Genomic DNA, 16,036 nt, shown 5'->3' with positions numbered 1-16,036 from the left:
TCCTTAAGAGTGCCCGGAAAATCGATCCCGGCTGTTGGTCAAGTGCAGCACCATGGCCGCCCGTGCGGCGTCCGGGTCCTGGCGCTTGATAGCGTTGTAGATGGCCTCGTGTTCCAGGTTCGCCAACTGCCCCAGTTGGGCAAAGTCCGCGCCGCCGCGCTCGACGGCATTCACCTGGGTGCGCGGAATCATCGCCGTGCCCAGGTGCTGCATGATGTCGGTGAAAAACGTATTGCCGGTGGCTTCGGCGATCAGTTGGTGAAAGCGCTTGTCCTCCTCCACACAGCTGTCGTTGTTGGCCAGGGAGGCTTGGTAGTCGTCCAGTGCCTGGCGCATGTGGGCCAGTTGTGCCTCGCTCCTGCGCAGCGCGGCCAACGCCACCGCTTGCACTTCCAGACCCAGGCGCAATTCGAGCATGTTGCGCACGCTGGCGACCGTGTCCACATGCAAGCGCAGGCCCGGCTGCGTGTGCTGCTCCAGCACAAAGGTGCCGATGCCGTGACGCGTCTCCACCAGCCCCGACGCCTGCAGCTTGGACAAGGCCTCACGCACCACGGTACGGCTCACCCCATGCTCAAGCACGATGGTGGATTCGGACGGCAGTTTTTCACCCGGCTTGAGTTGTCCCAACTGGATGCGCTGGGTCAGTGCCTCGACCACGCCCTGGGCCAGGTTGGCGGAACGTTTACGCACAGGCGGTGTGCTTTTAATCGGCATCGAGACGGGTCCACGGGGTTGGGCTGGGGGGAGCTTATCACCCTGAACGCACGGGGCGACGGGTGGCGGCGAAAAACACCCAACTTGTATGACAACACAATCATCCCACCTCACCCGACCCTGTCTTCGCTTCGAGAGAAGCGCACACCCCGAGCCGTCACTAGCGGGGCAAAACCCAATAAAATCTGGCAAATAACCAAAATAGCCAACCTCAATACCGGCTTATAAGAACAAAAACAGCCCTGACAGGATTGCGGCCTTTAAAAAACAACTTGTATGATGTCTGTCAACAAAACACCAAACCCGCATAAAAATAATCAGGGGGAGTTTTCATTCGTGAAGCATTCAAGCCCAGCATCTGCCGTACCCGAAAGTGATTCAGCGCTCGCCCGCGCCGTGAGCAAAGTGAAGGGCCATGTGCTTCCACTGTTCGTGGTCATGTTCATCCTCAACTACATCGACCGGGTCAATATCGGCTTCGTGCGCACACACATGGAGCATGACCTGGGAATCGGCGCAGCGGCCTACGGCTTCGGCGCCGGGCTATTCTTCATTGGCTATGCGCTGTTCGAAGTGCCGTCCAATATGCTCCTGCAGAAAGTCGGCGCGCGTATCTGGCTGACACGCATCATGTTCACCTGGGGCATCGTCGCCACGCTTATGGCGTTTATCCAGAACGAAACCCACTTCTACATCCTGCGTTTCCTGCTGGGTGTGGCGGAAGCCGGTTTCTTCCCCGGCGTGATCTATTACTTCACGCGCTGGTTGCCCGGCGTGGAGCGTGGCAAGGCCATCGCGATCTTCCTCAGTGGTTCGGCGGTGGCGTCATTGATCTCCGGGCCGTTGTCGGGCGCGTTGTTGCAGATCGAAGGCTTTGGTTTGCATGGCTGGCAATGGATGTTCGGCATCGAGGGCCTGGCCTCGGTGGCGCTGGGCTTCTTCGTGTGGTTCTGGCTCGACTCCAAGCCCCACGACGCCAAGTGGTTGAGCCGCGAAGAGCAGGATGCGCTGGTGGGCGCCATCGATCAGGAGCAACGTGATCGCGAAGCCCTGACCACGGTGAAACCCACCCTCGGCAAGCTGCTCAAGGACCGCCAGATCCTGCTGTTTTGCGCCCTGTACTTTTGCATTCAATTGACGATCTACGCCGCCACCTTCTGGCTGCCGAGCATCATCAAGAAGATGGGTGACTTGAGTGATGTGCAGGTCGGTTTCTTCAACTCGATCCCCTGGCTGATCTCGATCATTGCCATGTACGCCTTCGCGTCGCTGTCGGGCAAGTTCAAGTTCCAGCAGGCCTGGGTCGCGGCGGCCCTGCTGATCGCGGCGGCCGGCATGTTCATGTCCACCACCGGCGGGCCGATCTTCGCTTTCGTGGCGATCTGTTTTGCGGCCATCGGGTTCAAGTCTGCGTCGTCGCTGTTCTGGCCGATCCCCCAGGGCTACCTGGATGCGCGCATCGCCGCCGCCGTGATCGCGCTGATCAACTCCATCGGCAACCTGGGCGGCTTTGTGGCGCCGACTACCTTTGGCTTTCTGGAGCAGACCACCGGATCGATCCAGGGCGGGCTGTATGGCCTGGCCTGCACCTCGGTGCTCGCGGCCATCCTGGTGTTCTTTGCCAAGACCTCACCCTCTGCCGTGTTGGCCGTGCCCAGCGGTGCCGCCATCAGCAAACCTCTTTGAACTCAGCCAGGAACTTGCCATGAATACCCCTGTAGTCACTCACTTCCAAGTCGTCCCCGTCGCCGGCCACGACAGCATGTTGCTGAACCTCAGCGGCGCCCACGGCCCCTACTTCACGCGCAATATCGTCATCCTCAAGGACAGCAGCGGCAACACTGGCGTGGGCGAAGTACCCGGCGGCGAGCGCATTCGCCAAACCCTGGAGGATGCCCGCGGCCTAGTGATCGGCCAGCCGATTGGCCAGTACCAGCGCGTCCTCAACCAGATGCGCAGCACCTTTGCGTCCCGAGACAGCGCGGGTCGCGGCCTGCAAACCTTCGACCTGCGCATCACCATCCACGCCGTCACCGCCATGGAGGCCGCGCTGCTCGACCTGCTGGGCCAGTTTCTCGAAGTGCCGGTGGCCGCCTTGCTTGGCGAAGGCCAGCAACGCGATGCGGTGAAGATGCTCGGCTACCTGTTCTATGTGGGGGATCGCAACGCCACCGACCTGGCCTACCGCAACGAGGCCGACGCCGACGATGAGTGGTTCCGCCTGCGTCATGAAACAGCCCTGACTGCCGACGCGGTAGTGCGCCTGGCCGAAGCGGCCAAGGCCAAATATGGCTTCAACGATTTCAAGCTCAAGGGCGGCGTATTGAGTGGCGACGCAGAAATCGAAGCCGTCACTGCGCTGGCCGAGCGTTTTCCCGATGCGCGCATCACCCTTGACCCCAACGGCGCATGGTCGTTGAAAGAAGCCATCCGCCTGTGCCGCGACCAGCATCATGTGCTGGCCTACGCCGAAGACCCCTGCGGCGCAGAAAACGGCTACTCGGGCCGCGAAGTCATGGCCGAATTCCGCCGCGCCACGGGCCTGAAAACCGCCACCAACATGGTCGCCACGGACTGGCGTGAAATGGGCCACGCCATCCAGCTGCAATCAGTGGACATTCCCCTCGCCGACCCGCACTTCTGGACCATGCAGGGCTCGGTGCGCGTCGCGCAAATGTGCAACGAGTGGGGCCTGACCTGGGGCTCGCATTCCAACAACCACTTTGATATTTCCCTGGCAATGTTCACCCAGGTGGCGGCGGCCGCACCGGGCGAGATCACCGCCATCGACACCCACTGGATCTGGCAGGACGGCCAGCGCCTGACGCGGGAGCCGTTGAAGATTGAAGGGGGCTATGTGAAGGTGCCGGCCAAGCCTGGCCTGGGTGTGGATATCGATATGGACGCGGTGGCCAAGGCTCATGAACTGTACAAAGGCATGGGCCTTGGAGCCCGGGATGACAGTGTGGCGATGCAGTTTCTGATCCCAGGTTGGGGCTTTGATAACAAGCGGCCTTGTCTGGTGCGGTAAATCGGCTTTAGGAATGCTCAGCGCAATTTGAGCGTGACGCAAAAAATCCGATGCCCAAACAGGCATCGGATTTTAGTCAGATCAGAAGCTTAGCTGTTTGACCTCTGGCACGTCTGCCAGAGGCCCCTTTTGCGCTACTGCCGATTGGCGATCTCCAGATCCGCCTCTTCCTGCTCCAGGCCAGCGAGATCAGTGCCATTGATCATCGGCCCATAACGGCGGCTGAACTCCCAGTTGTAGGGCACATGGTCTTTGTTGATCCCGTTGTCCCAATTCACCGACCAGGTCATCAGGCCCTTGATCGACAATCCTTTGTCGTGCAAACGCTTGAATGTATTGGTCACGGCTGTCGGGTTGATCACATAACCGGTGGCAGCCGCATCGACGTTGGCGGGCAGGCCAATGACGAACTTGTCTGCCGGGATCTTGGTAAACCCGCGCGTTCCGCTCACCAGACTTTCGGTGAGGTAAAACAGGAAATCCTCCTTCATCGCGTCGTTGTTCTGGGCAATCCAGGCGCCGTTGCCATTGTTGACCTCCTGCACCCAGATGCCGTCGCCCCCCTGGTTGTAATACTGCGGGGCGATGAAGTCGTAATAGCCTTCCAGCGCCTGGATGTAACCGACGTATTTGCCGGCGGTGGTGAGGTACGGAAACTCCGGTGCCATGCTGATGATGAAGTGTTTGCCTTGACCTGCGTAGTGGTCCTTGACCAGTTTCAAGGCGGCGGGCAGGACAGTCTTGTTGTCGGCGAAATCAATCGCGCTCTGTTCAAGATCGATATCCAGGCCATCAAAGCCATAGGTTTCCACCAGGCGGATAATCTCGCTGGCCAGTGGCTGTTCGTTGCCTTTATGCAGTTCGATGTGTGCATCGGCGCCGCCAAGGGAAATCAGCACCGCCCTGCCCTGGCTGTTCAGCACACCCACCTGGCGACGGAACTCGGCGTCGGACAGCTTGTACGGGGTGAAGGTTGGGATACCGTTGCCCTTCATGAAGGCCACGGCCACCACGTTGTAATCCTTTGGCACATCCACCAGGCTCATATTGGCGAACTGGCCACGCTGGTAGCCATCGCTCGGGCCGGCAGGCCAGTTGTGCCAGAAGCCCATGAGGATCTTTTTGCCGGCAATGCTCGGCATCGGCGAAGCGGCATCGTTGAGCGGCAATTGCAGTGAGGTAAAGTCAATCTTTGACATGTTCTAATCCTTCAGAACGTGTGGGTTTAACGGCGCGGGCTTATTTGAAGTCCACGTCGAAGGCTTGATAGAAGGCGTTGCCGGTGTTGGCGACGATCCACATCAACACAATCACATGCTGGCCCTTCTTGTTGGCCGGCAGTTTCACTTCATGATTGACCTTGGCCTTCAGTTCGCCTGCATGGCTGTAGTACGGCACCTGGGCATAGAAGTCTTCAGCGAACGGCTGGGTTTCCAGTTGTGCGCGGGTGATGCGCTGTTTCGGATCCCAGCCATCCTTGGTGATCAGCCAGCGATAACCACGGGTGGTGTGCGGCGCGGTGTATGCCCAGGTGACCTTGAAGGTCTGACCCGGCTCGACATTGAGCAACGGCCAGGTGAAGGCGCGGCCAAGTTTCTTGGCCATTTCCTCGTGGGTGAAGTTGATGCAGTCACGGGCATCGGTCTTGCCACCGCTGAGGATGACGCCGTCGGCGGGTGGGGTGACGCTGTCACTGTCGGTTTGATAAGGCGCCGGGAACGGACCGGCCGTCAGTGCCGGGAAGTTCTTGCCGCCTTCCATTTCATTGACCTGCCAGGTTTCCAGCAGGCCAAGATCCACGGCGACTGCGCCACGGCTGGAAGGGGATGTGACACGACCATGGCGAAGAGGTGTCTGGGTTTGTGGTTTGTTCATGTTGTGACTCCATTCACTTGATTAAGAACTCTCCCTCTTGAAGGAGAGGACCTCAACCTAACGGAGTGGCTTTTTTTTGCCACAGGCCCATTTTTCACTCATTTTCGTTTCGTGAGCGCGCAGACCCGCAAATACTGGATATACAACCAGTATTATAGAGGAAGCCTTACGCTACTAGAGGTCGATTTCCTACAAGACCAGGCGCATATCAACACGCTTCTCTCGTAAATGGCTTTATCCCCTTCGTAAGGGATGGGCGCTCTGTCGAAAAAAAGGGACGTATCTATTTTCATCAAAACCGTCCTCTGTTTGGTCCATCAGGTTTTGCCGATGACAGCCGTTTTTTTAGCGGTAGTCGCGGTAATCGGTCGCACCGTCAGTTCCACCCCCAATGCAAGCATCAGCTTCTGGACCGTCTCATAACGCGTCTTTGAGCCGCCTTTCAGGGTTTTATACAGACTCTCCCGATTCACCCCCGCCGCTTCGGCAACCTTGTTCACTCCCTGGGCCTTGGCAACCTCGGCCAGCGCCTTCATAAGGACTTGCGGGTCATGGCACGCCATGCTTTGCGCAAGATAGGCACTGATGGTTTGCGGGCTATCAAGGAAACGTGAAGCCTCATAGGCGCTGGTGCCGGATGTATCCAGCTCGAGGATCGGCATGTCCTCTGGTTTGAATGTCGACTTACTCATGTCATTGACCTCTCAGGGCATCGAGAATCTCTTTTGCCCGCTTGATTCCTCGTTTCTGGTCGGTTTTATCGCCTCCCCACAGCATCAGGTAAGCGGTGATGCCCGTGCGCACAAAGTAAATCCTGTAGCCGGGCCCGACAAACACACGCATTTCACTCATGCCATCGCCTACAGGCTGGCAATCGCCAAAATTGTTTTCTTCGGCTCGATCCAGGCGGATCAGTACAGCCGTCTTACCCCACACATCCTTCATACCGTCGAGCCATGTATCGAACTCGGGCGTCCTGCCGATCGTATTGGTCACAGATTCAAATGTAGCCTACTGGCTACTCCTTGTAGATGCCAGTGAATTTTTAATGTCGGTGTGCACCGCCAGAAAAAATCCTAGTCCAGCCGCCGCGCAGGCAGCCGAGCAATACTATTAGCGCTTGTGTCCTCAAGACCGAAACGTTGCGTCGCGACTGAGGCATCCTCTCTGTAGGAGCGAGCTTGCTCGCGAAGAACGTAAAGATAATGTGTTCATCCAGAATGAACGCGGCGCCTATGGTTTTTCGCGAGCAAGCTCGCTCCTACAGGGAGTGAGTGAGTGAGTGGGCCGGCGTTGATGTAGACCCGTCCTACAGCAAGCTGCACCACCTTGCTCCATTGCCTACAGTTGCGTCAGAATCCGCCGGCTTGTGCGCTTGGATGGGCGTCTCTAAGGTGGCTCGGTCGCTGACAACTCAGTGATCGGGTTTAGTAGCCCGAGGGTCAATTACATTTAGTGCATGAGCTTCATCTATCAGACGTTCCTGTCTGTGCCTGATGGTGGCTGTGCGTAGGGCGCCTTCGGGCGCGCCGGCTTTGTGTAATTCCCCGGTCCACTAACCTGCGTACAGCTGCCACCCTTTCGTTTAGTAGCGAAACGGTGTCGGCCCCATTCAGGAATTACGCATATGTACAAAGTCACCCCAAACCCTCCAAACGATCCAAACCTGAAGCTTGATCAGGCAGCCCGTCGTGCGATCGATCACGCCCTCAACCCCAACGCCGAACCCTCTCCTCCACCCTCGACACCGCTGTTCAGCGTTGCCGACGATGCCAGCAATGAAATGCTCGTCGCCAATAGCTATGAAACCTTTTCCTCAGTAACCGCCCTGCTGCTCGACCTGTCGGATGAACTGACCGGTAAACAGCGCGACGTCGCGTTGGCGATTCATCAGTTAAGTGAGCTGGGAATGTTGTTGGTCGATAAGTTGATGGAGCGCGAGGCGGCTGTAGCAGCTGGCTAAACGTTCAACACGCCCAAAAAAAGCCGAGCCGTCGCGCCCCAAGACGACTCGGTTTTTTTTTGCCAAAGCAGGGGTTGACCTTAAAGCGAGGTTTAAGGTGAGCATGCACCAACCGACAGGATTACTGGCCCCTGGATCATGCTCAAAACCCTTATTTCTTTTGCGTTGGTAGCGATAGGTGGCGCGCTTATGACATTTGCACAGGCTGAACCCGGCCCTTCCACGGCCGCTGCAAACAATCGCCAGATCCTGGTGATCATGACCAACCACGCCAGCTACCCCTCAAGGCCCGATACCACGGGCCTGTGGCTGACAGAGCTGACGCATTTCACCGAGGTCGTGGAAGCGGCTGGCTACACGACGGTATTTGCCAGCCCCAAAGGAGGTGCTGTGCCTCTGGACGAGCGCAGCCTCGGTTGGCTGTACATGGATAAGGCGGCGCGTGAACAGTTGCAGTCCCCGGCCTTTCGCGCCCGGCTGCAAAACACGCTGCCCATCGCCAATGTCGATCCGTCGCAATTTCGCGCGATCTACTTCACCGGCGGCCACGGTGTCATGTGGGACTTCCCTGGCAACCTCGACCTGCAACGTGTCGCCCAAACCATTTACAACCAGGGCGGCATCGTCTCGGCCGTGTGCCACGGTGTGGCGGGCCTGCTGGATCTGAAGGATGAACAGGGCAACGCGATCATCAAGGGCAAAAACATCACCGGCTTCTCCAATCGCGAAGAACTGCTATCGGGCATGAAGCGTGAGGTGCCGTTCTTGCTTGAAGACCGGCTGCTGAGCCAAGGGGCGCGTTACCGCAAGGGCTGGGTGCCGTTCACCTCATTTGTCATCACCGATGGCCGCCTGATCACGGGCCAGAACCCGCAATCGCCCAAGGCCGTCGCACTCGCCGTAATAACCGAGCTGTCCCACGAACGATAGCGCCTAGCCCCTCTCTGGAGAAAACCGATTGAACATTCCAAGCGCCATTTTAACCGGATTGCTGCTCACCCCTTTTGCCAACCTTGCGTTGGCCGGAACGCCCGAGATGCCCAGCCCCAACGACACAACCCACATCGATATCGCCGGCCAGCAGGTGCCCGTCGTCAAGGGTGGCTTGTACGACCGCTTTCGCTCCAACCCGCCGTTGTCGGTGGTTGCAGCAGAATTACCCGGGGTTGATTTAAGCTGGTTCAAAGGGTTGCAAAAGCACAAGGTCGACATCGGTTTTGAATCCTACTCGCCCAATTTTTACTACCAGAACAGTCGGGTAACAGCAGTCTATACAGCCGACATCGATAAGCTTCGGGCGTTGATGCCACCGCAGGTACTGGCCGCCGTGCAGCCCTTGCAAGTCTGGCCGGGTCGCGGGCTGATCGCGTTTACTGCGTACACCTATGAGCATTGCGATAACGACGCCTATAACGAAGTCGCCGTGTCGATCATCACGAACAAACCTGGCAAAGCCAACCTGGGCCCCTTTACGCTGGTGGGCCAGTCGATGTCGCAGGACTTTTGGGGCTATGTGCTCAAGCTGCCGGTGAATACCGAGCTGGCGCGGGTGCGCGGGGTGGTCGGTTACAACCTGCCGAAATGGCTGACCGGCATTGATCGCAAAGAGGATGGGCACTCGGTGGTGTATGACATTACCGATAGCAAGACCGGCAAACTGGACGTGTCGTTCAAGGCTAAAAAGCTTGAGAAGCTGTCCCGTGATATGGACCTGGTCACCAGCAGTTTCACCAATCTCGATCACCACGGCCAACTGGCCTATGGGTATGCGGTTTCCCGCCAGCTCAGCCATGGCTCCAGCCGTGACGCAGACTCAGCCACCCTCACGCTAGGCGATGGCAGCCTGTCCGATTACCTGCGCGACCTCAAGCTGGGGAAAATGGTGAAGTACGAATACGTACCCGAGTTCCAGAGCGCACTCTATGCGCCAGAGCCGCTCGTCAACCTGATTGGCGAACGCTGAACCTCGTGCGCCGGTCAGGCCCTCGGGGCCCGGCGGGCGCTTTTTTTTGTGGATGAGGCTGGAGCGCCCCCTTCCTCGCGCAGACGGTTTATCAGCATCTGCGCATTCTCGGCACAGGCCATGCCCTCGGGCTTGCCTTCGATGCCCTTGATGACGTTCAGCAACTGCGCCTTGTTCTGGGCCAGCCGTTGTTGCAGAACCTCGATTTCCTCGACCTTGTGCTTGAGCCCGCTGAGCAGCTCGTCATGCTGCCAACCACCGGCACTGCGGGGCATTAACTGCCGGATTTCTTCCAGAGAGAAACCGGCTGCCTGGGCACCCTTGATGATCTCCAACACCGCCTCGGTGCCGGGCGTATAGTCCCGATAGCCGTTGGATTTACGCTCAACCGATTGGATCAGACCGCTCGCCTCGTAGAAGCGGATGCGTGAGGCCGCCAACCCGCTGATTTTTGCCAACTCGCCTATTCTCATGTACCACCCACAAAAAACCATTGACCTTAAAGTTGACTTTAAACCTAAAGTCATTGGGCGGCCAAGGCGGCAATTGGTAGGCGGCGCGCTTGCCAGACACGCATGGGCCGCAGTGGGTCAATCCAGCGCCATGATCGCGATTCGATCAGGCCATCATTTCATTTGGGAGAGGCGAACATGGGCTACGTCACCACGCGAGACGGTGTTGAAATTTTCTACAAGGACTGGGGCCCACGCGATGCCCAGGTCATTTTCTTCCATCATGGCTGGCCACTGAGCGCAGATGATTGGGACGCGCAAATGCTGTTTTTCCTGGGCGAAGGTTACCGGGTCGTTGCCCACGACCGGCGTGGCCACGGGCGTTCCAGCCAGGTCTGGGACGGGCACGATATGGACCACTATGCCGACGACGTTGCGGCGGTGGTCGAGCACCTGGGTATACAAACTGCGGTGCATGTCGGTCACTCCACCGGCGGCGGTGAAGTGGTTCATTACATCGCCCGCCACGGTGAAGAGCGCGTCTCGAAGGCCGCCATCATTAGTGCCGTCCCTCCTTTGATGGTCCAGACCCCGAGCAATCCTGGTGGCCTGCCCAAGTCAGTGTTCGACGACTTGCAGGCGCAGCTGAAAGCCAACCGCGCACAGTTCTATCAGGACGTTCCCGCCGGACCTTTCTACGGCTATAACCGCCCAGGCGCCAAGCCGTCCGAGGGCATCATCCTGAACTGGTGGCGGCAAGGCATGATGGGCTGTGCCAAGGCGCACTATGACGGGATCGTGGCATTTTCCCAGACCGATTTCACCGAAGACCTGAAGAGCATCCAGATTCCCGTATTGGTCATGCATGGCGACGATGATCAGATCGTCCCCCATGAAAATGCCGGGGTGCTGTCCGCCAAATTGTTGAAAAACAGCACGCTGAAAATCTACCCGGGCTTCCCGCATGGCATGCCTACTACCCATGCCGATACGATTAATGCGGATTTGCTGGCGTTTATAAGGAGCTGATTGATTATTGGGGGGGCGGGTGACCGCCTCCCCTCTACCTGAACCGCTCGTTTCAGGTCATGCTGCGTCCTTCATTTCAAGGACGATAAAAACAATGAAAGCCCCCCTCGCCGCCCTGCTCCTGATCAGCCTGACTGGGCCTGCACTCGCCAACGACCCCATCGGTTTCCAAACCACCACCATCCCTGACACTCACAACATTCGCCCACTGGAAATGGCCGTGTGGTACCCCTCCACCAGCACCGCCCAACCCAAGCTGATCGCTGACAACCTGGTGTTCATCGGTGTGCTTGCGGTGCCTGATGCCGCACCGACGCCCGGTAAACATCCGGTGGTGGTGCTCTCCCACGGCTACGGTGGCAATTGGGGCAAGCAGGCGTGGTTGGCCAGTGCGCTGGCCCGGCAGGGGTATATCGTGGCGGCAGTGAATCACCCTGGCACCACCAGCCAGGATCGCAGCGCGCAAGCCGCCGCGCAGTTGTGGCAACGGCCCAAGGATTTGAGCCGGGCCATTGATGCGCTGCTGGCGCAGGCCACGCCATTTGGCGCGGCGGATAGTGGCCGGATCGCGGTGATAGGCCATTCCCTGGGGGGCTGGACGGTCATGGAGAGCGCGGGGGCGCGTTTTGACCCGGCGTTGTTTGCCCGGGACTGCGACGCCCATCCGACGTTGGTGGCGTGCAAGGCTTACCGTGAGATGAACCCTGAAGGTACGCCGAGCGGGAAGGCTCAAGTGGCCGCGGACTTGAGCGACAAGCGCGTGACCGCTGTGGTGTCTCTGGACTTGGGCCTGTCGCGCGGCTTTACCGATGCGAGCCTAGCGGCATTGCCGGTGCCGGCGTTGGTAATCGCTGCCGGTGTGCCGTCAGCGGATTTGCCGGCGCAAATGGAATCGGCTGACATGGCCAAGCGGCTGCCAAAAATGTCGACTCAGTATGTGGAGATCCAGGACGCCAACCACTTCAGTTTTATGTCCCAGTGCAAACCGGGGGCGGCAGCGGTGCTTGACGCTGATGTGCCCGGCGACAGCATCATTTGCCAGGACGGCGAAGGCGCGCGGCCACGGCCCGTGATCCAGCAGCAGATAACCACGCTGATCACCCAGTTCCTGGCGCGCTGAGCCCGTGGCGAGGGAGCTTGCTCCCGCTGGAGTGCGAAGCGCTCCCAGCTTTTTTGGGGCCGCTACGCAGCCCAGCGGGAGCAAGCTCCCTCGCCACAGTTACCGGCTCTGCCTTAACTGACTGGTATTAACCCAGCGCCCGGTTACATTTGTTGAAACTGGTATCATCCGCGCCTTTCCCTCTCAGGCACCGCGACATGAACCGCCAGAAAAAACTCCAGCAGCTCTTCAAAGCCAAAGCGAAAAAGGCCAGTGCCAAGCTGGCGCCAAAAAGCAAAGACAAATACATCAGCAAGGCGGACCGTTTGAAGCTGGCGACCGAGGCCGGCCAAGAGCCGGTCACGGCTGTCGAGACGCCTGCTGAGTAAGGCGCATGGCTGAAGGGGTGGCCGCTTCATATTTGCCCCAGATACGCCGCAGATGCCGCGCCGAGCCAAAGCCTGCGCGCTCGGCGATGGCTTCTATGTCCAGGGCCGACTCGGCCAGCAGTTCACGGGCCACGGCCAGGCGCAGGCGATGCAGGTAATCCAACGGGCGGATGCCGACATGCTCTTGGAACAGGCGCGCCAGGTGCCGGCTGCTGGTGCAGGCCAGGCTTGCCATGCGGGTGAGCGTCCAGGCCTCGCAGGGGGCGGCGGCGATGGCGTCTTGCACGCGATGGACCGCCGGGTGCAGGTGATTGCGCCCGGTCACCCAAGGCGATAGCTGCGGGTCGCTGCCGCTGCGGCGCAGGTACACCACCATGTCCCGCGCCACGGCGCAGGCCAAGCGTGGCCCGGCCAGTTCGGCAACCAGGTGCAGCATCAGGTCGATACCCGCCGTGATACCGGCGCTGCAACTGACCGGGCCGTCGGTGACGTACAGCCGGTTTTCCAGGACCCGGGCCTTGGGTGCGAGGGCTTGCAAGGTGGCGCACAGCGAATGGTGCGTGGTGCATTGGCGCCCATCGAGCAGCCCGGCCCTGGCGGCACTCAACGCGCCGGCGCACACGCACACCAGGCGTCCGGCCGAGGGCGCGAAGACGTTTTGCAACCACAGGGTGAGCTGATGGCTGGCCGATTCGAAAGCCTTTTGGTGGGCCTTTGATACGTTCATCGTGGAGCCCACCAGCACCACCAGCGTGCCGGGTTCCAGAGTCTGCGGCAGGGGCGCCAGCCCGGTCAGTGGCAAGCCGATGGAGCTGTGCAGCGACTCCACCGGGCTGACGTACTGCAGGTCGAAATCCACCGCCGCCGGGTCCTCGGCTTGCGCGGCCAGGCGCAACACTTCAGCAGGCCCCGCCAGGTCGAGCATCAGCACATTGGGCAACAGCACGAACAGCACCGGTACGCTCACAGGTTCATCCTTCCAAGGCCTGTTCGACCGTGACGATGCGCGCAAAACGCTCTTCCAGCACCAGCTCCGTGCGTTCGCGGATTTGCGCAGAGGTGTACTCCCGGCCGCTACGCAGGTGGGTCATGGGGAACGTCAATGTCGCTTCACTGACAAAGTCCACCTTGAAGCCGCTGTCCGACGCCTGCCGCGTGGTGGTCTCGCAGCATTGCTCGGTCCGGATGCCACTGATGATCAGCGTGGTGACGTCCATCTCCGTGAGGCGAGCGGCCAGGGGCGTACCGGCGAAGGCGCTGTGGTAACGCTTGTGGATCACCAACTGCGGATTGATCGATAGTTCGCTCAATGCCCTGACGTTGCCCGATTGCATAGAGAAATGCCCTTGGTCTTCAACATGGAAGACTTGTATCACCGGGATGCCCCGCTGAACACAGCCATCGATGAGGGCCTGCTGTTTTTCCAGATAGTCGGGCAGGTCATTTTCGGACCAATAGGTTGAATGGCGGAAGGAATGTTGCGCGTCGATCACGATCAGGGCTTTATGGGTCATGGACAGTCCTTGTGGCTTGCATCAGTGGGTAAACGATGCACGCCATGGTAAGGACCACCCACAGTGCGCGACAGACGCAAGGCAGACTACTTCAGGACGGATTCGGACATGTCACCGGGCACGCCATGGCACAACGGCTGCCGGGTTCGAAGCCATGGGCGTATTCATCCGTCAGGATCGTTTCCAGACGCGGATCGACGTGAATTGCAAAGCCCAGGCGCCGGTAGAACGGAGCATTCCAGGGTACATGCTTGAAGGTGGTCAGCGTCACCGCACGCAGGTGTTGGGCGCGGGCATGCTCTATCGCCGTTTCCACCAATCTGCGCCCCCAGCCCTGGCCTTGCAGCGGCTGGGCAACCGACACTTCATGGATATGCAGGTCGTCGCCAAAGCGTTCTGCGCTGAGGAAGCCTTGAGGGTGATCGTGGTCATCAACCACCACCCAACAGGTCGATAACGCGATCCACTGCCGATGGCACTCGACGCCGATCGGCGCGGCATCCGCCAGCCAAGCCAGCCCTTCGATTGCGCGAAATGCCTGGGCTGCGCTCTGCTCGATGGCGGGCAACAAACCGGCATCTTGCGCGCGCGCCAGGCGAATGTGGGTGGACTGCTCAGCAGCCACTCAAGGCCACCTGGGGCCGTTCGCCCGCAAAGAAGAAGGGCCGCAGGCGCACGCCCACGCCGTTGCCGATAAAGGCCGCCACCAGCCACACCCAGCCATGCAGGCTGCCCGAGGCGATGCCACTGAAGTACGCGCCGATGTTGCAGCCATAGGCTAGGCGCGAACCGTAGCCAAGCATCAGGCCGCCGATCACAGCCGCGATCAACGAGCGCGCTGGAATATTCAGGCTGGGCGCGAAACGCCCGGCCAGGCCAGAGGCCAGCAGCGCGCCGAGGACAATGCCGATGTCCATGACGCTGGTGATGTCTTCCCACACCGGTGCAGCCAGGGCCTTGGCATTGCCCGGCATCTCCCAGAATGCCCAGCTGGCAACGTCCACGCCCAGCCCGCTCGCCACCTTGGCGCCCCACAGCGCGAACGCCGAGGTAATGCCCCACGGCCGCCCAGCCAAGGCCAGGGTGGCGTAGTTGAGCAGCGCCAGGCCAATCGCGCCCCACACTAACGGCCATGGCCCACGCAGAAAGCGGCGTAGCCCTTGGTGCTCGCTTTGCACGCCTTGTTCAAGTTGACCATAGCGACGTTTTTCCAGGCGCACGGTCACCATAGCAATCAGCGCGAACACCGCCAGGCTCAGGACCAGCGCCGGCAGCACACCGAAACTTTTGACAATGGAAACCGCCGGGAACGATGGCAGTGCAAACCACCAGTCGACGTGATGGGTGGCGATCAACGAGCCACAGATAAAGAACAGCAGTGTCACCAACATCCGCGCATTACCGCCGCCGACGGTGAACAAGGTTCCCGACGCACAGCCGCCGCCCAGCTGCATGCCGATCCCGAAGATAAACGCCCCGAACACCACCGACACACCCGCCGGCGCCACCAGCCCCACGACCGGCTGACCGAACAAAGTGCCTGCGCCCAGCGCCGGGAAAAACAGCAGCACCGCCACCGCCAGCATCACCATCTGCGCACGCAAGCCAGCGCCACGCCGATCATTGATAAACACGCGCCAGGCCGAGGTGAAACCGAAGGCTGCGTGATAGAGCGTCAGGCCCAGCGCGGCGCCGACCACCAGCAGCAACACCTGGCGTGCGCCAACCATGTTCTGCAGGAACAGCGCGCCCGCCACCAGGATGATAAAGGCAATCAGTGGCGCGACGGGCTTGCGCACGGGCGTCAGGGAAAGAGACGTGCTCATGGGGTTCTCGATTGGTTGGAAGGAGGCAAGTATAGCCTCAGAAGGAATTTGATCAGGTGGGGCATTACCGAAAGGATCATCGTTTGAACCACCGCTTTCGCAGCCTCGCTAAAGCTCGACAGCTCCCACAGGGGATCGGTTGTGTATGTGGAATCACGCTTTGCAGGCCCATCGCGCC

17 protein-coding genes and 1 pseudogene are annotated in these 16,036 nt (G+C 59.8%); 8 read left to right on the top strand and 10 right to left on the bottom strand.

From position 1 onward, the window contains the following. Positions 1–3: 3 nt before the first annotated feature. Positions 4–717, bottom strand: a complete 714-nt coding sequence (locus JFT58_RS17460; protein ID WP_032896089.1) for a FadR/GntR family transcriptional regulator — start codon at positions 715–717, stop codon at positions 4–6. Between the two features lie 336 nt (positions 718–1,053). Between JFT58_RS17460 and JFT58_RS17455 the strand changes: the two genes are divergently transcribed. Next, positions 1,054–2,403 carry an MFS transporter gene (locus JFT58_RS17455; protein WP_054896361.1) on the top strand — a complete coding sequence of 450 codons (1,350 nt, stop codon included), beginning with the start codon at positions 1,054–1,056 and terminating at the stop codon, positions 2,401–2,403. A 19-nt stretch (positions 2,404–2,422) separates the two neighbouring features. Continuing rightward, positions 2,423–3,748 carry a glucarate dehydratase gene (gene gudD / locus JFT58_RS17450; protein WP_054896293.1) on the top strand — a complete coding sequence of 442 codons (1,326 nt, stop codon included), beginning with the start codon at positions 2,423–2,425 and terminating at the stop codon, positions 3,746–3,748. Between the two features lie 197 nt (positions 3,749–3,945). Here gudD and JFT58_RS17445 read toward each other — a convergent pair. From JFT58_RS17445 to JFT58_RS17430, 4 genes and pseudogenes are all read right to left on the bottom strand, one after another. Next, positions 3,946–4,947: pseudogene (locus JFT58_RS17445) on the bottom strand (chitinase); the annotation flags it as partial. A gap of 40 nt (positions 4,948–4,987) precedes the next feature. Then, positions 4,988–5,623 (bottom strand): lytic polysaccharide monooxygenase auxiliary activity family 9 protein, encoded by a 636-nt coding sequence (locus JFT58_RS17440; protein WP_054896295.1) that lies wholly within the window; start codon positions 5,621–5,623, stop codon positions 4,988–4,990. 317 nt (positions 5,624–5,940) lie between these two features. Beyond that, a complete protein-coding gene (locus tag JFT58_RS17435) occupies positions 5,941–6,315 on the bottom strand; it encodes an addiction module antidote protein (RefSeq protein WP_054896296.1) in 375 nt (124 codons plus the stop codon). Position 6,316: 1 nt separating this feature from the next. Beyond that, positions 6,317–6,619: a type II toxin-antitoxin system RelE/ParE family toxin gene (locus JFT58_RS17430; protein ID WP_054896297.1), complete on the bottom strand. Its 303-nt coding sequence runs from the start codon at positions 6,617–6,619 to the stop codon at positions 6,317–6,319. Between the two features lie 631 nt (positions 6,620–7,250). Here JFT58_RS17430 and JFT58_RS17425 point away from each other — a divergent pair. The 3 genes from JFT58_RS17425 (at position 7,251) to JFT58_RS17415 (ending at position 9,549) form a co-directional block, all read left to right on the top strand. Further along, the gene (locus JFT58_RS17425; RefSeq protein WP_032902107.1) at positions 7,251–7,586 is read left to right on the top strand and encodes a DUF6124 family protein; all 336 of its coding nucleotides are present in this window, start codon (positions 7,251–7,253) and stop codon (positions 7,584–7,586) included. 189 nt (positions 7,587–7,775) lie between these two features. After that, positions 7,776–8,516, top strand: coding sequence for a type 1 glutamine amidotransferase domain-containing protein (locus tag JFT58_RS17420; protein ID WP_034126180.1), 741 nt, complete (start codon positions 7,776–7,778; stop codon positions 8,514–8,516). Between the two features lie 106 nt (positions 8,517–8,622). Beyond that, the gene (locus JFT58_RS17415; RefSeq protein WP_034126376.1) at positions 8,623–9,549 is read left to right on the top strand and encodes an acetoacetate decarboxylase family protein; all 927 of its coding nucleotides are present in this window, start codon (positions 8,623–8,625) and stop codon (positions 9,547–9,549) included. Between the two features lie 14 nt (positions 9,550–9,563). Here JFT58_RS17415 and JFT58_RS17410 read toward each other — a convergent pair whose 3' ends face one another. Continuing rightward, a complete protein-coding gene (locus JFT58_RS17410) occupies positions 9,564–10,022 on the bottom strand; it encodes a MerR family transcriptional regulator (protein WP_034126375.1) in 459 nt (152 codons plus the stop codon). A gap of 177 nt (positions 10,023–10,199) precedes the next feature. On the opposite strand from JFT58_RS17410, the gene JFT58_RS17405 reads away from it, so the two are divergent. From JFT58_RS17405 to JFT58_RS17395, 3 genes are all read left to right on the top strand, one after another. Next, entirely contained in the window at positions 10,200–11,030 is an 831-nt protein-coding gene (locus tag JFT58_RS17405; protein ID WP_032896079.1) for an alpha/beta fold hydrolase, read from the top strand. A gap of 94 nt (positions 11,031–11,124) precedes the next feature. Next, positions 11,125–12,150, top strand: coding sequence for an alpha/beta hydrolase family protein (locus tag JFT58_RS17400; RefSeq protein WP_054896298.1), 1,026 nt, complete (start codon positions 11,125–11,127; stop codon positions 12,148–12,150). A gap of 197 nt (positions 12,151–12,347) precedes the next feature. Next, positions 12,348–12,518 carry a DUF2986 domain-containing protein gene (locus tag JFT58_RS17395; RefSeq protein WP_069558568.1) on the top strand — a complete coding sequence of 57 codons (171 nt, stop codon included), beginning with the start codon at positions 12,348–12,350 and terminating at the stop codon, positions 12,516–12,518. On the opposite strand, the gene JFT58_RS17390 is transcribed toward JFT58_RS17395, so the two are convergent. The 4 genes from JFT58_RS17390 to JFT58_RS17375 form a co-directional block, all read right to left on the bottom strand. Continuing rightward, positions 12,490–13,485 (bottom strand): GlxA family transcriptional regulator, encoded by a 996-nt coding sequence (locus JFT58_RS17390; RefSeq protein ID WP_054896299.1) that lies wholly within the window; start codon positions 13,483–13,485, stop codon positions 12,490–12,492. The genes JFT58_RS17395 and JFT58_RS17390 overlap by 29 nt on opposite strands. Before the next feature lie 4 nt (positions 13,486–13,489). Continuing rightward, complete coding sequence (locus JFT58_RS17385) at positions 13,490–14,032, bottom strand: cysteine hydrolase family protein (protein WP_054896300.1); 543 nt, start codon at positions 14,030–14,032, stop codon at positions 13,490–13,492. Positions 14,033–14,123: 91 nt separating this feature from the next. After that, entirely contained in the window at positions 14,124–14,657 is a 534-nt protein-coding gene (locus JFT58_RS17380; RefSeq protein ID WP_054896301.1) for a GNAT family N-acetyltransferase, read from the bottom strand. After that, positions 14,647–15,858, bottom strand: coding sequence for a YeeE/YedE family protein (locus JFT58_RS17375; RefSeq protein ID WP_103299821.1), 1,212 nt, complete (start codon positions 15,856–15,858; stop codon positions 14,647–14,649). Before JFT58_RS17375 ends, JFT58_RS17380 begins: the two co-directional genes overlap by 11 nt. Positions 15,859–16,036: the final 178 nt, after the last annotated feature.

Source organism: Pseudomonas sp. MF6767, from assembly GCF_016405475.1.
GTDB classification, from domain to species: Bacteria; Pseudomonadota; Gammaproteobacteria; order Pseudomonadales; family Pseudomonadaceae; genus Aquipseudomonas; species Aquipseudomonas paracarnis.
Note: the sequence above shows the minus strand (reverse complement) of the source record. Positions and strands in the feature narration are given on the sequence as shown.

Coding starts and splice junctions, on each gene's coding strand:
- JFT58_RS17460 (WP_032896089.1), bottom strand. CDS start 717: ATGCCGATTAAAAGCACACCGCCTGTGCGTAAACGTTCCGCCAACCTG.
- gudD (WP_054896293.1), top strand. CDS start 2,423: ATGAATACCCCTGTAGTCACTCACTTCCAAGTCGTCCCCGTCGCCGGC.
- JFT58_RS17440 (WP_054896295.1), bottom strand. CDS start 5,623: ATGAACAAACCACAAACCCAGACACCTCTTCGCCATGGTCGTGTCACA.
- JFT58_RS17435 (WP_054896296.1), bottom strand. CDS start 6,315: ATGAGTAAGTCGACATTCAAACCAGAGGACATGCCGATCCTCGAGCTG.
- JFT58_RS17425 (WP_032902107.1), top strand. CDS start 7,251: ATGTACAAAGTCACCCCAAACCCTCCAAACGATCCAAACCTGAAGCTT.
- JFT58_RS17420 (WP_034126180.1), top strand. CDS start 7,776: ATGACATTTGCACAGGCTGAACCCGGCCCTTCCACGGCCGCTGCAAAC.
- JFT58_RS17415 (WP_034126376.1), top strand. CDS start 8,623: ATGCCCAGCCCCAACGACACAACCCACATCGATATCGCCGGCCAGCAG.
- JFT58_RS17410 (WP_034126375.1), bottom strand. CDS start 10,022: ATGAGAATAGGCGAGTTGGCAAAAATCAGCGGGTTGGCGGCCTCACGC.
- JFT58_RS17405 (WP_032896079.1), top strand. CDS start 10,200: ATGGGCTACGTCACCACGCGAGACGGTGTTGAAATTTTCTACAAGGAC.
- JFT58_RS17400 (WP_054896298.1), top strand. CDS start 11,125: ATGAAAGCCCCCCTCGCCGCCCTGCTCCTGATCAGCCTGACTGGGCCT.
- JFT58_RS17395 (WP_069558568.1), top strand. CDS start 12,348: ATGAACCGCCAGAAAAAACTCCAGCAGCTCTTCAAAGCCAAAGCGAAA.
- JFT58_RS17385 (WP_054896300.1), bottom strand. CDS start 14,032: ATGACCCATAAAGCCCTGATCGTGATCGACGCGCAACATTCCTTCCGC.
- JFT58_RS17375 (WP_103299821.1), bottom strand. CDS start 15,858: ATGAGCACGTCTCTTTCCCTGACGCCCGTGCGCAAGCCCGTCGCGCCA.